Origin of the sequence: Cellulomonas fimi (genome assembly GCF_012952065.1) — a bacterium.
GTDB classification, from domain to species: Bacteria; Actinomycetota; Actinomycetes; order Actinomycetales; family Cellulomonadaceae; genus Pengzhenrongella; species Pengzhenrongella fimi_A.
Genome location: NZ_JABCJJ010000009.1, coordinates 19,425 through 32,496, shown reverse-complemented (window position 1 = coordinate 32,496; position 13,072 = coordinate 19,425). Strand labels below are relative to the sequence as shown.

General features: G+C 72.0%; 11 protein-coding genes. 6 read left to right on the top strand and 5 right to left on the bottom strand.

Annotation, left to right across the window (positions count from 1 at the left end; translation table 11 throughout):
• Positions 1-19: 19 nt before the first annotated feature.
• The 4 genes from HIR71_RS07740 to HIR71_RS07725 form a co-directional block, all read right to left on the bottom strand.
• Entirely contained in the window at positions 20-421 is a 402-nt protein-coding gene (locus HIR71_RS07740) for an ATP-binding protein (protein WP_169324486.1), read from the bottom strand.
• A gap of 61 nt (positions 422-482) precedes the next feature.
• A complete protein-coding gene (locus HIR71_RS07735; RefSeq protein WP_169324485.1) occupies positions 483-920 on the bottom strand; it encodes a GAF domain-containing protein in 438 nt (145 codons plus the stop codon).
• A gap of 212 nt (positions 921-1,132) precedes the next feature.
• The gene (locus tag HIR71_RS17435; protein WP_211373925.1) at positions 1,133-2,554 is read right to left on the bottom strand and encodes a PP2C family protein-serine/threonine phosphatase; all 1,422 of its coding nucleotides are present in this window, start codon (positions 2,552-2,554) and stop codon (positions 1,133-1,135) included.
• Positions 2,555-2,628: 74 nt separating this feature from the next.
• Entirely contained in the window at positions 2,629-3,348 is a 720-nt protein-coding gene (locus tag HIR71_RS07725; protein ID WP_169324483.1) for a GAF and ANTAR domain-containing protein, read from the bottom strand.
• Positions 3,349-3,692: 344 nt separating this feature from the next.
• On the opposite strand from HIR71_RS07725, the gene HIR71_RS17430 reads away from it, so the two are divergent.
• Both HIR71_RS17430 and HIR71_RS07715 read left to right on the top strand, forming a co-directional pair.
• Positions 3,693-4,409 (top strand): Crp/Fnr family transcriptional regulator, encoded by a 717-nt coding sequence (locus HIR71_RS17430; RefSeq protein WP_169324482.1) that lies wholly within the window; start codon positions 3,693-3,695, stop codon positions 4,407-4,409.
• Between the two features lie 103 nt (positions 4,410-4,512).
• A complete protein-coding gene (locus HIR71_RS07715; protein ID WP_169324481.1) occupies positions 4,513-5,400 on the top strand; it encodes a phenylalanine 4-monooxygenase in 888 nt (295 codons plus the stop codon).
• A 43-nt stretch (positions 5,401-5,443) separates the two neighbouring features.
• Here HIR71_RS07715 and HIR71_RS07710 read toward each other — a convergent pair whose 3' ends face one another.
• A complete protein-coding gene (locus HIR71_RS07710; RefSeq protein WP_169324480.1) occupies positions 5,444-7,348 on the bottom strand; it encodes an FAD-binding monooxygenase in 1,905 nt (634 codons plus the stop codon).
• A 108-nt stretch (positions 7,349-7,456) separates the two neighbouring features.
• Between HIR71_RS07710 and HIR71_RS07705 the strand changes: the two genes are divergently transcribed.
• From HIR71_RS07705 to hpaE, 4 genes are all read left to right on the top strand, one after another.
• Positions 7,457-9,109 carry a thiamine pyrophosphate-binding protein gene (locus HIR71_RS07705; protein WP_169324479.1) on the top strand — a complete coding sequence of 551 codons (1,653 nt, stop codon included), beginning with the start codon at positions 7,457-7,459 and terminating at the stop codon, positions 9,107-9,109.
• A gap of 88 nt (positions 9,110-9,197) precedes the next feature.
• Positions 9,198-10,748 carry a fumarylacetoacetate hydrolase family protein gene (locus HIR71_RS07700; protein WP_169324478.1) on the top strand — a complete coding sequence of 517 codons (1,551 nt, stop codon included), beginning with the start codon at positions 9,198-9,200 and terminating at the stop codon, positions 10,746-10,748.
• On the top strand, positions 10,745-11,467 hold the full coding sequence (locus HIR71_RS07695) for a GntR family transcriptional regulator (RefSeq protein WP_169324477.1): 723 nt from the start codon (positions 10,745-10,747) through the stop codon (positions 11,465-11,467). The genes HIR71_RS07700 and HIR71_RS07695 overlap by 4 nt, the downstream gene beginning before the upstream one ends.
• On the top strand, positions 11,464-13,071 hold the full coding sequence (gene hpaE / locus HIR71_RS07690) for a 5-carboxymethyl-2-hydroxymuconate semialdehyde dehydrogenase (protein WP_249051676.1): 1,608 nt from the start codon (positions 11,464-11,466) through the stop codon (positions 13,069-13,071). Before HIR71_RS07695 ends, hpaE begins: the two co-directional genes overlap by 4 nt.
• Position 13,072: the final 1 nt, after the last annotated feature.

The following is a 13,072-nucleotide window of genomic DNA, read 5'->3' as shown; positions in this document are numbered from 1 at the left end:
TGGAGGGTTCGAAGCGGGCTCAGAGCGCCGACGTCGGCGAGATGTCGCCCAGCGCCACGGCGAACCAGACCGTCTTGCCTCCTACATCGTGCGGCTGGACTCCCCACCTGGTGGCCAGACGCTCGACTATGCGGACGCCGTGCCCGCCAGGGACCTCCGGTCCGGTCGTACGCATGATGGGCAGACCATCACCGTCGTCGGTCACGGCGACGGTCAGCTCCACGTCGTCGATGTGCAGGGCGATGCAGATCTCACCTTCACCGTGCAGGACGGCGTTGGCAACCAGCTCGCTGGTGAGGAGCTCGGCGACCTCGACGATCTCGCGGGAGAGCCCCCGTTCGTGGGCGTGATCCTTGACCCAGTGCCGGGCGATGTGGACCGAGGCCCGACGGGTGTCGATCCGCAGGCGCATGCTCACCATCCCAGCACCGTAGGGTCGTTCCCGCGTCGAGGCCGAGGACTTCGCCCCGTCAGGCGGGCGGTCACAGGCGGGTGCGGACCGCTTCTGCGATCTCGTGGACGTAGCGGTCCATGCCGATCAGCGAGTCCCGATCCCACGGGTCCAGCAGGTCGGAGTACATGTTCAAGGCGACGGTGGTGTCCTCGTCGACGTACGCCGGCAGGGCCGCCGCGGAAAGGAATCCGGCGCCCAGGGCCGCGTCGCGCCACTCGGGCCACCGCTCTTCGGACTGGACATCCGGGACCAGGACGCTGCTGAGCTGGTTCATGGCCGTCACGCACGGACCGGCACCCACACGCACTTCGACCGCGTCGCACCGCTCAGCGCGCTCGTCGCTGCTGCCGACGTACGTCAGGTGGCTGCGGTGCCGCAGGATGATGCTGCAGTGGCTGTCCGGACCCAGGCGTCCGGCGGCTCCCTTGGCGAAGCCGTCCAGGGCGTGGTGCGTCATGTCGGACATGGGCTCCTCTTCCTTTCGCGCCGGCACCCACGCCGGCGCGCGAGAACACCCACGATCTCACCATGCCGGCGCTGGTTGCGGAGCCACACCCGCGCGCCCTGGGCTCGACGTGCTTCAGCCTTCGGCTCACAGCCGCAGACGCCTCATCGCTGAACGCGGCGGCGGGAGCGCCAGCGGTCTGGCGTGCGGTGGGGGGTTCGACGCGCGCTCGCTCACACCAGCTTTCCGAGGTGCGGGTCCCAGGTGGCGAGCATGAGAGTGGCGTCGTCCTGGAGGATGCCGTGCTGGTGGTCCATCACGGCGACGATCAGGCGACGAACGGTTTCCGGTGGTGGGAAGCCGGCGGCCACGGCGCGCCGGAGAAGGTCGGACAGGCGGTCGACCCCGAAGAAGTCTCCGTGCTCGTCGCGGGCCTCGGGGACGCCGTCCGTGTACAGCAGCAGGCAGTCTCCGGGCTCGAGCATCTCCTCGCCGACGGTGACCGGCTGGTGCCCTGTCCCGAACAGGGCTCGCCTGCCTGCCGTCAGCGACTTGACGATCTTGCCGCGGCGGATCAGCAGCGGGGCGGGGTGTCCGGCGTTGAGATAGCGCAGTCGCCCGGTGCTCAGGTCGAGGTCGGCGAGCACGGCGGTGAGGAACAGGGGCCGGTCGGTGAAGTGGGTGCTGACCACGTCGTCGATCGCCGTCCCCTGGTCGAGCAGGCCGCCACCGGTGCGGCGCACGCTGCGGTAGGCGGCGATCGCCGCGGCGGTGACCAGCCCGGAGGTCATCGAGTGTCCGGTGGCGTCGAAGATCGCCAGCTGCGCGTAGTCGTGGGACAGCGCGTAGTCGAACGCGTCGCCGCCGACGCTCGCGCTCGGCTCGAGCTGGCCAGCGATCATGAACCGGTCGGTCCCGGCAGTCAGGGGCGGCAACAGGTCCCAGATGAGCTCCGCCGAGGGCGTGCGAGGGGTCAGGCGACGAGCCGTGTCGAGCGCGTCGCCATACCCGGTGCTCAGGGTGATCAGGTGACCCAGCAGGTCGGCCAGCCACCGGCACTCCCGCCGGATCTGCGGGTCGCCGGGGTCGTCGGTGTCAGAGAGACGGACCTCGAGGGCACCGAGGCGTTCGGTGCCGTCGAGCAGGGGAACCCACAACCGCGCCGGGCCGTCGCCTTCGCCTTCGTCCGGGACGATCTGCAGCCACTGGTAGGCCCGCCCCGCCAGGGTCGACTCCACCGGCACCGGCGAACCCGCGATGACCGCGCCGCCGGCGGCGCGAGGGTGGGCGCGCAACGGGATCAGGGCGCGCTGCCCATAGTCCACCAGATGGACCGTCGCCTCGACGCCCAACGCCGCGGCGGCCGCATCGAGCGCCCCGATCAGCTGCTCGGGTGGCTCCTGCTCCATGCCCTCGAGCAGCTTCACCAGCGCGGCCAGGGCGCCAGTTGGGGGTGTCGCGGGCCGCACGACGCGCGCGTAAGGGATCCGCAGGCGGGTGGTGAGGTCGTCCAGGTGTTCGTTGGCGGCGTGCGCCAGGATGTCGCGCTGGCCGGCCGGCAGCGGCATCAACCCGTGCAGGTAGGCCTCCACCTCCACCGCACCCGCGTCACCGCCCAGGCTGAAGTACCCCAACCAGAGGTCATCGACGCTCACGTTCGCGCGCCGGCACGCGATCTCCAGTGCTCGCCGTTGGTCGTCCGCCGTCGCCGCGCGAGGCATGACGACCCTCAGCGCCGGCGGCGGACGGCTGAGCGGACGACGAGCTCCGCGACGTCACGCAGCTTCTTGCCGTCCCGCTGGGACATGCTCACCAGCCGGGCGAACGCCGTCTCCTGGTCCACGCCCTCGCGGCCGACCAAGACACCCTTGGCGGTGGCGATGACGTCGCGGGTGCGCAAGGCGTCCTTCAGCTGGTCGCTGAGCCGGCGGGCGGCCTCCAGGGACTGCACGTTCGCGACCATGATCGCCGCCTGGGCGGCGAACAGCGTCAGGGTGCGCTCGGAGTCCGCGTCGTACACCCCGGGACGGCGCCCGTAGACCTTGATCGCCCCCAGGGTGACGTCGCCGGCGATCATCGGAGAGCTCAACGTCGCGTGCACGCCCAGCGGCTGCACGGCCCGCGCCCACCGCGGCCACCGGGAGTCATGCTCGATGTCGTCGACCCGCACCACCACCCGGTGCGCCGCCGCCGTCAGGCAGGGGCCCTCGTGCAGCTCGTACTGCAACGCGTCTGCTCGCTCGGCGACCTGGTCCGACGCCGCTGTGGTCCGACTACCTTGGGCGTCGACCAGCGTCACGCCCGCACCGGAGGAGTCCGGCAACGTCAACTGCGCCAGCTCGCAGATCAGCCGCAGCGACGTGTCCACCGTCTCCTGGGACAGCAGCACACCAGACAAACGGGCGAACACCAGAGCCAGCTCATCGGCCAGCGGCAGGTTGACAGGCACATCCGCGGTCACCTGGGACCCCCGTTCGCGGAGGCACGACACCGAGGAGAGCTCCCGCTGCCGCCGCCTCGAGATCAGGGCCGGGAGCCCTGCCTCACAGCGTCACCGATCCGATGGACCGGGCGGCACACAGTGTCTGCTCACTCCGTACCCCCACACCGTACGCCACATGTGCGGTACCGCACACAGGCCCCGACGCCTGGATCGGACGGCGCGCCGCACGCACCGCGTGGTTCAGGCGTAGGGTCGCGACGACGTACCGACGTCATCGGACAGGCCGACATCCACCACGAGCGAAGGTGGCCGCCTTCCTCGTGCGATCCTCCGCATCGAAGGCAGCGACCGTGTCTCCAGGCCTCGACCAGACGCAGCGCAACGCGATCCTCGCCAGCCTCCCCGCGAACGATGCCACCACCCTGGCCACCCATCTGCGCGAGGAGCCGTTGACGCTCGGCACGGTGCTCCACGAGCCGAACACCCCTGTCCACACCGTGTACTTCCCACTCACCGGTGTGGTGTCCATCGTGACCGACGTCGAGGACGACGACGTCGTGGAGGTCGCCACCGTCGGGCACGAAGGGATGGTCGGCCTGTCCCTCTTCCTCGGCGCCGACGCACCCACCGAACGCGCTCTGGTCCAGGTCAGCGGCCACGCCCTGGCGATGAGCACCGAGGACTTCCTGCGCTGCTCGGAGACGATCGACGGCCCGCTCAACGAAGCGCTGCGCCGCTTCAGCCAGACCATGTTCACCCAGCTCGCCCGCAACAGCGCCTGCAACCGCATCCACCCAGCCCTGCAACGCGCGGCCCGGTGGCTGCTCATGACCAGCGACCGGATGCACAGCCCGACGTTCGACCTCACCCAGGAGTTCCTCGCCCAGATGCTCGCCGTCCGACGCGCCTCGGTCAGCCAGATCGCCCAGACCCTCGCCAAGGACGCCTGCATCACCTACACCCGCGGCACCATCACCATCACCGACCGCGACCGCCTCCACGGCCACGCCTGCAACTGCTACGACGTCATCCGCGCCGGCTCGCCCACAGCCGTGCAGGGGACCTAGCGGACCGTCACCGCGACACCGCCCCGGGCTCAGAGGCCCTCCCTCTGGCTGGAGGCCGATCCTGGGGGGTGCGTCGCTGGGGATTCTGGCGTACAACGGGGGCATGTTCGAAGAGGGACAGCTCTACGCCCCCGTCACGGCAGACGAGAACGGCGACGTCACGGTCCATCTCGCGGACGACCATCCTGGCGCGAACGACCAGGGGTACCGCCGCCGCCGCGAAGAGATCGCCGCCCCGGCGCTCGCGTGGCTGCCTGGCGACCCGGTGCCGCGCGTGGAGTACACAGGCTCGGAGAACGAGATCTGGCGGACAGTGTGCCGCGAGCTTGCCCCGAAGCACGAGCGGCTCGCGATCTGCGGCTACCTGGAGGGCAAGGAAGCCCTCGCCCTCCCCACCGACCACGTGCCCCAGCTCGACGAGGTCAGCGCCGCTCTCGAACCTCTCAGCGGCTTCCGGCTCCATCCGGCCGCCGGGCTGGTACCCCTCGACGTCTTCTACGGGTCGCTCGCAGACGGGGTGTTCCACTCCACCCAGTACCTGCGCCACCCGTCGCAACCGCTCTACACGCCGGAGCCGGACATCCTCCACGAGGTCGTCGGGCACTGCAATCTGCTCGCCAACCCGGCGATCGCGGAGGTCAAGCGCCGCGCCGGGGAGGCCGCGCGACGTTGCGAGACGCCCGAGGGCCTGCAGTACGTCGCCGACGTCTTCTGGTTCACCGTCGAGTTCGGCGTCATGTACGAGGACGGCGAGCTGCGCGCCTATGGTGCCGGCCTGCTCTCCTCCTACGGGGAGATCGAGGAGTTCCGTGGCGCGGACGTCCGTCCCGTGAGCTTCCACGAGATGGCCACGCTGGCCTACGACATCAGCCACTACCAGCCGATCCTGTTCGCCTGCGACGGCATGGGCGAGCTCACCGACCGGGTGGCCGGGTTCTTCGCCGAGTTCGACGACGAGACACCGGCCCGGCTCGCCCGCGACGCCGCGTAGGGCCGCCGCTGGGCCGCCTACCTCGCTGCCCCCGAGCGGGCCGTCACCCGACCGGCTGCCGGGTGCGGATGAGCAGGTGCTGACGGAAGAACGCCGCGAGGTCGTCCGTGGCGTCCAGCGGCAGGACCGCCGCGACGTACTGGTCGGGCCGGACGACGACGACGCACCCCCCACGGTCCACGCCGCGCAGCTCGAAGATGTCGTCCTCAGGGTGCGTGGCGAAGACCTTCTCGTAGTTGACGAGCCCGAACGGCCCGGTGCGCGGCAGGAAGAGCCCTGGCACCGCCCGGATGTCCACGTCGACGTGCCGCTGCTGGTAGACGACCTTGACGTCGAGGACGCCGTCGAGGTCCTCCTCCTCGGGCGTGTGCGAGAGCACCGGGGAGTCCGGTGAGCCTGTCATCCACTCGGCCCAGCGCTCGACCGCGGACCCGCGCCCGGGGGCGTCGTGGTCGGCGAACGCGTAGACCCGCCACCGACCGTCGGACCGGTGCTGGTGCCCGAGCTGCAGCGGGTTCGCGTCGGCGACGCGGACGACGGGGGCGGACTTGAACCGCTTCCCGATCGGGAAGCCCGTGGCGAGCCGCTGGTGGGTCGGCTCGCCGACGACCATCGACGGCGGGTACTGCGTCATGAAGCCGAAGAGGAACTCGGTGGTGCGGACGTAGAAGTCGGCGAGCAGGCCCGGCTCCCCCAGCTCCTCGGGCTTCTTCGCCATGAGGGTGGACCACTCGCGGTCGAAGTCGATGAGGTTCTGCGCGACGACGTGACGCTCGGCGGCGTAGGTCGCCAGCAGGCTCTCGGGGCTGCGGCCGGACAGCACGTAGCCGAGCTTCCAGGCCAGGTTGAAGCCGTCCTGCATGGAGACGTTCATGCCCTGGCCGGCCTTGGCGCTGTGAGTGTGGCAGGCGTCTCCGGCGATGAAGACCCGCGGCGTGCGCGTGCCGACCTCCTCGACGGGCACGTCGTCGAACCGGTCGCTGATCCGGTGCCCGACCTCGTACACGCTGTGCCAGGCGACGTCGCGCACGTCGAGCGAGTACGGGTGCAGGATCTGGTTCGCCCGCGCGATGATCTGCTCGATCGTGGTGCTGCGCACGGCCCCGTGGTCCTCCGGACGGACCTCCCCCAGGTCGACGTACATGCGGAACAGGTAGCCGCCCTCACGCGGGATCAGCAGGATGCTGCCGCCCGCACCCGACTGGATCGCGCACTTGGTGCGGATGTCGGGGAAGTCGGTCACGGCCAGGACGTCCATGACGCCCCACGCGTGGAACGCCTGGTTGCCCTGCATGGTGCAGCCGATCGCCTCGCGGACGTGGCTCCGGGCGCCGTCGGCGCCCAGCACGTACCTGGCGCGCACCACCTTCTCCTGACCGGCCTGCTCCCCCGCGGTGCGGACGAGCCTGACGGAGACGTGGTCGGTGTCCTCGGAGCGCTCGAGACCGCGGAACTCGTAGCCGTAGTCCGGCCTCATCCGGCTGGGCGAGTGGGCCATGTACTCCGCGAAGTAGTCGAGCACCCGCGCCTGGTTGACGATGAGGTGCGGGAACTCGCTGATCCCGCTCGGGTCGTCTGGCGGCCGCTCACCCCGGACGATTCGCGACGGGTCGTCCGGGTCCGGGTGCCAGAAGCACATCTCGGTGATGCGGTATGCCTCCTCGGCGATCCGCCCCGCGAACCCGAACGCCTGGAACGTCTCGACGCTGCGCGCCTGGATCCCGTCCGCCTGCCCGATCGGGAGCCGTCCCGCGCGGCGTTCGACGATCCGGGTGCTGATGCCGGGGAACTGGGAGAGCTGCGCCGCCGCGATCATGCCGGCCGGCCCGGTGCCGACGATGAGGACGTCGACGTCGTCGGGGAGTTCCTCGGGTCGGTCGAGACCGATGCCGGCCGCGGGCTGGACGCGCGGGTCGCCGGAGACGTATCCGTGGTGGTGGAACTGCATGGGACCGACTCCCCTGACGCCGCTGTCGAGGTCGACGGATCGTATATGATGAGCCGCCGCAGACGCAACGACGCCTCTGCGGTCCACCCTGGTCGGGAGGTCCGTTCCATGCCGACAGTTTCCGCGCACGTCGCCGTCACCCTCGCCGCCCACGTCGACCACGTCTTCGGTGTCATGGGCAACGGCAACGCCTACTTCCTCGACGCCCTGTGCGGGACCGACGCCCTGTTCACCGCCGTCCGGCACGAAGCGGGCGCGGTCGTCGCCGCGGACTCCCTCCACCGGGCCTCCGGGAGGCTCGCCGCGGCGACGACCACCTACGGCGCCGGGTTCACCAACACCCTCACTGCCCTCGCCGAGGCCGTGCAGGCCCACGTGCCGCTCGTCCTCGTCGTCGGCGACGAGCCGACCTCGGGGCCACGCCCGTGGGACGTCGACCAGATCGCGATGGCCTCCGCCGTCGGCGCCCGGACCTACACCGTGGGGCGCGCGGATGCGGCCGCCACGACCGTGATCGCCGTCGAGCACGCGCTGACCTACCGGGTGCCTACCGTGCTCGCCCTCCCCTACGACGTCGCGGCCCTGGACGCAGGCCCGGTGCCCGAGACCCTTCCGCCGTACCTGCCGCAGCCGCTCGCCCCTCGCGGGGCGTTCGCCGACGGGGTCGTGCAGGAGATCGCGACGGCGCTCGCCTCCGCGCGCCGGCCGCTGCTCCTCGCCGGCCGCGGCGCCTGGGCGGCGGGGGCGGGCGCTGCGCTCGGCGCGCTCGCAGACGCCACGGGTGCGCTCACCGTGACGACGGCGCTCGGGCGCGGGATCTTCCCCCGCAGCGAGTTCGACCTCGGCGTGGCCGGCGGGTTCGGCGGGGAGAAGGCGATGGCGCTCGTCCGCGAGGCCGACGTCGCGGTCGTCGTCGGTGCGTCCCTCAACCAGTTCACCATGCGTTTCGGCGACCTCTTCGCGCCCGGGACCCGGGTCTTCCAGATCGACGTCGCGCCGGCGGCGACGCACCCGCACGTGGGCGGCTACGTCCGCGGCGACGCCGCGACCGTCGCGGCGGCGATCGTCGCCGAGCACGCCACCCTCGAGGGCGCGTCGCCGAGCGGGTGGCGGGAGTCCGTCGACGTCGCGTCCGCGCGGCGGCACGAGCCCGGGGACGGGACCGCGGCGGACGGCCGGCTGGACCCGCGCTCCGCGGCGGCCCGCCTCGGTGAGCTCCTGCCCGAGGACCGCGTCGTGGTGTCGGACGGCGGGCACTTCCTCGGGTGGGCCAACATGTACTGGCCGGTGTCCTCGCCCGACCGGATGATCATGGTGGGCAGCGCCTTCCAGGCGATCGGCCTGGGCTTCCCCAGCGTCGTGGGTGCGGCGCTCGCCCGACCCGAGGCCACGGTGGTCCTCACGACGGGGGACGGCGGGGGGCTCATGGCCCTGTCGGACCTCGAGTCGGCCGTGCGGGTCGCCGGCGGCCGCGGGATCACCGTGGTGTGGAACGACGGCGCGTACAGCGCCGAGATGCACCTGTACGGCCGCAAGGGCCTGGCCCGGGAGCCGATGCTCATCCCCGACGTCGACTTCGCCGGCGTGGCCACCGCCCTCGGCGCGCACGGCGTCGTCGTCCGTGCCGTCCGGGACCTCGACGCGCTGACCGCGTGGCGAGCCCGGCCGGTGAGGGACCGGCGGTTCCTCCTGCTCGACCTGCGGATCTCGGGCGCCGTGGTCGCACCGTTCTGGGAGGAGATCGTCCGGGCGAGCAGCTGACCGCTCGGGAGGCGCGTGCGGCACACACCCGTTGCCAGGCGCGGCGGCGATCATATACGATCCCCGGACGCGCGGGGCGAGGGAGCTCATGACTCACGACACCACCAGCAAGGACGCCGATGGCAGGGACGGCCGGTTCTCGGCACTGCCCGCGCGCCCCGGCAAGGTCGTCGCGGTCCACCTCAGCTACGCCTCGCGGGCCGACCAGCGCGGCCGTCGCCCGGCCCACCCCTCCTACTTCCTGAAGCCCTCCAGCTCGGTCGCCGCGACCGGCGGGACGATCGAGCGGCCGCAGGGCACGGAGCTGCTGGCCTTCGAGGGGGAGATCGCGCTCGTCGTCGGGACCCCGGCCCGCCGGGTGACGCTCCCCGACGCCTGGGACCACGTCGCCTGGGTGACCGCCGGGAACGACTTCGGCCTCTACGACCTGCGGGCGAACGACAAGGGCTCCAACGTCCGCTCCAAGGGCGGCGACGGGTTCACCCCGCTCGGTCCCGACCTCCTCGACGCCCGCGCACTGGACCCGGCGGCGCTCCGGCTGCGGACGTGGGTCAACGGCGTGCTCCGCCAGGACGACACGACCGCCGGGCTCCTCTTCCCGCTCGCCCAGCTCGTGGCCGACCTCTCCCAGCACCTCACGCTCGAGCCGGGCGACGTCATCCTCACCGGCACCCCGGCCGGCTCGTCGGTCGTCGTCCCGGGCGACGTCGTCGAGGTCGAGGTCGACGCGCCCACCGCAGCCGGCGCACCGACCTCGGGCCGGCTCGTCACGACCGTCACCCAGGGCGAGCACGGGTTCGACGCCGAGCTCGGCTCGCTGCCGGCGGTCGACGACGTCCAGCGCACCGAGGCCTGGGGGTCACGCTCCGAGGCCGGGCTCGAGCCGGAGCCGTTGCCGGAGCCGTTGCTGTTGCCGTTGCCGTTGCCGTTGCCGGAACAGTTCCGCCTCACGCCCGAGCTGCGCGAGAAGCTGCTGCGCGCCCCGGTGGCCGGGCTCAGCGCGCAGCTGCGCAAGCGGGGCCTGGACAACGTCACCGTCGACGGCGTGCGACCCATGCATCCGGGCACCAAGCTCGTCGGCACCGCCCGCACCCTGCGGTTCGTGCCGAACCGCGAGGACCTGTTCGCGAGCCACGGCGGCGGCTACAACGCCCAGAAGCGCGCGTTCGACACGGTCGGCGAGGGCGAGGTCCTCGTCATCGAGGCGCGTGGCGAGGAGGGGGCGGGAACGCTCGGCGACATCCTCACCCTGCGCGCCCACGCCCGCGGGGCGGCCGGGATCGTCACCGACGGCGGTGTGCGCGACCACGACGCCGTCGCCGCCGTCGGGCTCCCGGTGTACTACCGCGCCGCCCACCCCGCCGTTCTCGGCCGCCGCCACGTCCCGTGGGACGCGGACCTGACGGTCGCGTGCGGGGGGACGACCGTCCAGCCCGGCGACGTCGTCGTCGGCGACCGGGACGGCGTCGTCGTGATCCCGCCCGCGCTGGTGGCGCAGGTCGTCGACGCCACCCTGCGGCAGGAGGACGAGGACGCGTGGATCGCCGAGCAGGTCGCCGCGGGACACCCCGTCGAGGGCCTGTTCCCGATGGACGCCGCGTGGCGAGCCCGATACGACGCGTGGCGCGCGAGCCGATGACGCAGCCGCCGACACGGCCCCTGGCGAGCAAGTCGCAGCAGGCCTACGACTGGCTCAAGGAGCGGATCACCAGCCGTCAGTACGCGCCGGGCTTTCGCCTCGTGCTCGCCACCATCGCGGCGGAGCTCGACATGAGCGTGGTACCCGTGCGCGAGGCGGTCCGCCGGCTCGAGGCCCAGGGCCTGGTGACGTTCGAGCGCAACGTCGGCGCGCACGTGGCGATGATCGACGACTCGCAGTACCGGCACAGCATGGACACCCTCGGGGTCCTCGAGGGCGCGGCGACCGCACTGGCGGCGCGGCACCTGACGACCGCGGACCTGCGTCGCGCACGCGAGGTCAACGCCCGCCTCGTCGACACGCTCGACGACTTCGACCCGCACGACTTCACGGCACTCAATCAGGAGTTCCACGCGATCCTCTTCGCGCGGTGCCCGAACCCCCGCCTGCTCGACCTGGTCACCGCCGAGTGGGCAAGGCTGGGCCAGCTCCGGGACTCGACCTTTGCCTTCGTCCCCGGCCGCGCGCGGGAGTCCGTGCGCGAGCACGAGGACCTCGTCGGCCTCATCGAGGCCGGCGCCCCGCTGGCGGACGTCGAGGGCGCCGCCCGCCGGCACCGCTCGGCCACCCTGACCGCGTACCTGAGGCACGAGCACCGCGAAGACGCCGACGGCACCGACCACGTCCTCACCGCACCCTTGACCGGAGACAGCACATGAGCGACACGCGCACCGAGCGGTCGACCGTGCCGTCGACCGAGCCGCCCGCTGCGCCGCCGACCGAGCCGGCGCGGCACCGCCGACCCGCCGACCTGCCCGACCGCATCCGGCACTACATCGACGGCTCGCACGTCGAGTCGATCGACGGCGACACGTTCGACGTCCTCGACCCGGTGACGAACCAGACGTACGTGCGCGCGGCCGCCGGGAAGAAGGCCGACGTCGACGCCGCGGTCGCCGCGGCCCGGCGGGCGTTCGACGAGGGTCCCTGGCCGCGGATGCTCCCGCGCGCGCGCTCGCGCATCCTGCACCGCGTCGCGGACATCGTCGAGTCGCGCGACGCCCGGCTCGCCGAGCTCGAGAGCTTCGACTCCGGCCTGCCGATCACCCAGGCGCTCGGCCAGGCCCGCCGGGCCGCCGAGAACTTCCGGTTCTTCGCCGACCTGGTCGTCGCCCAGGCCGACGACGCCTACAAGGTGCCCGGCCGCCAGATCAACTACGTCAACCGCAAGCCGATCGGTGTCGCAGGACTCATCACCCCGTGGAACACACCGTTCATGCTCGAGTCGTGGAAGCTCGGACCCGCGCTGGCGACCGGCAACACGGTGGTCCTCAAGCCGGCGGAGTTCACGCCGCTCTCGGCGTCCCTGTGGGCCGGGATCTTCGAGGAGGCCGGCCTGCCGACGGGCGTGTTCAACCTCGTCCACGGTTTCGGCGAGGCGGCCGGCGACGCGCTGGTCACGCACCCCCGCGTCCCGCTCATCTCCTTCACGGGCGAGAGCAGCACCGGGCAGATGATCTTCGCCAACGCCGCTCCGCACCTCAAGGGGCTCTCCATGGAGCTCGGCGGCAAGTCGCCCGCCGTCGTCTTCGCCGACGCCGACCTGGATGCGGCGATCGACGCGACGATCTTCGGGGTGTTCTCGCTCAACGGCGAGCGGTGCACGGCCGGCAGCCGGATCCTCGTCCAGCGCCAGGTCTACGACGAGTTCGTCGAGCGGTACGCCGCCCAGGCGAGGCGCGTCGTCGTCGGCCCCCCGCACGAGGCGAGCACCGAGGTGGGCGCGCTGGTGCACCCCGAGCACTACGACAAGGTCATGGGCTACATCGAGATCGGGAAGACCGAGGGACGCCTCGTCGCCGGCGGCGGGCGGCCCGAGGGCTTCGGGACGGGCAACTACGTCGCCCCGACCGTCTTCGCCGACGTCGCCCCCGACGCCCGCATCTTCCAGGAGGAGATCTTCGGCCCCGTCGTCGCGATCACCCCGTTCGACACCGACGACGAGGCGCTGGCCCTCGCCAACGGTGTGCGGTACGGCCTCGCGGCCTACGTGTGGACGAACGACCTCCGGCGGGCGCACAGCTTCTCGCAGGCGGTCGAGGCGGGGATGGTGTGGCTGAACAGCAACAACGTCCGGGACCTGCGCACCCCGTTCGGCGGCGTGAAGGCGTCCGGCCTCGGGCACGAGGGCGGTTACCGCTCGATCGACTTCTACACCCACCAGCAGGCGGTCCACGTGACGCTCGGCGAGGGGCACAACCCGACGTTCGGCAAGGCGCGCACGCCCACCGTGACGGACGTCGCCGCGGTGGCCGACGAGTGAG

What these genes read in the sequence shown, in the direction of transcription:
- HIR71_RS07740 (WP_169324486.1), bottom strand. Translation starts at nt 421, where the DNA reads ATGGTGAGCATGCGCCTGCGGATCGACACCCGTCGGGCCTCGGTCCAC.
- HIR71_RS07735 (WP_169324485.1), bottom strand. Translation starts at nt 920, where the DNA reads ATGTCCGACATGACGCACCACGCCCTGGACGGCTTCGCCAAGGGAGCC.
- HIR71_RS07715 (WP_169324481.1), top strand. Translation starts at nt 4,513, where the DNA reads ATGTTCGAAGAGGGACAGCTCTACGCCCCCGTCACGGCAGACGAGAAC.
- HIR71_RS07710 (WP_169324480.1), bottom strand. Translation starts at nt 7,348, where the DNA reads ATGCAGTTCCACCACCACGGATACGTCTCCGGCGACCCGCGCGTCCAG.
- HIR71_RS07705 (WP_169324479.1), top strand. Translation starts at nt 7,457, where the DNA reads ATGCCGACAGTTTCCGCGCACGTCGCCGTCACCCTCGCCGCCCACGTC.
- HIR71_RS07700 (WP_169324478.1), top strand. Translation starts at nt 9,198, where the DNA reads ATGACTCACGACACCACCAGCAAGGACGCCGATGGCAGGGACGGCCGG.
- HIR71_RS07695 (WP_169324477.1), top strand. Translation starts at nt 10,745, where the DNA reads ATGACGCAGCCGCCGACACGGCCCCTGGCGAGCAAGTCGCAGCAGGCC.
- hpaE (WP_249051676.1), top strand. Translation starts at nt 11,464, where the DNA reads ATGAGCGACACGCGCACCGAGCGGTCGACCGTGCCGTCGACCGAGCCG.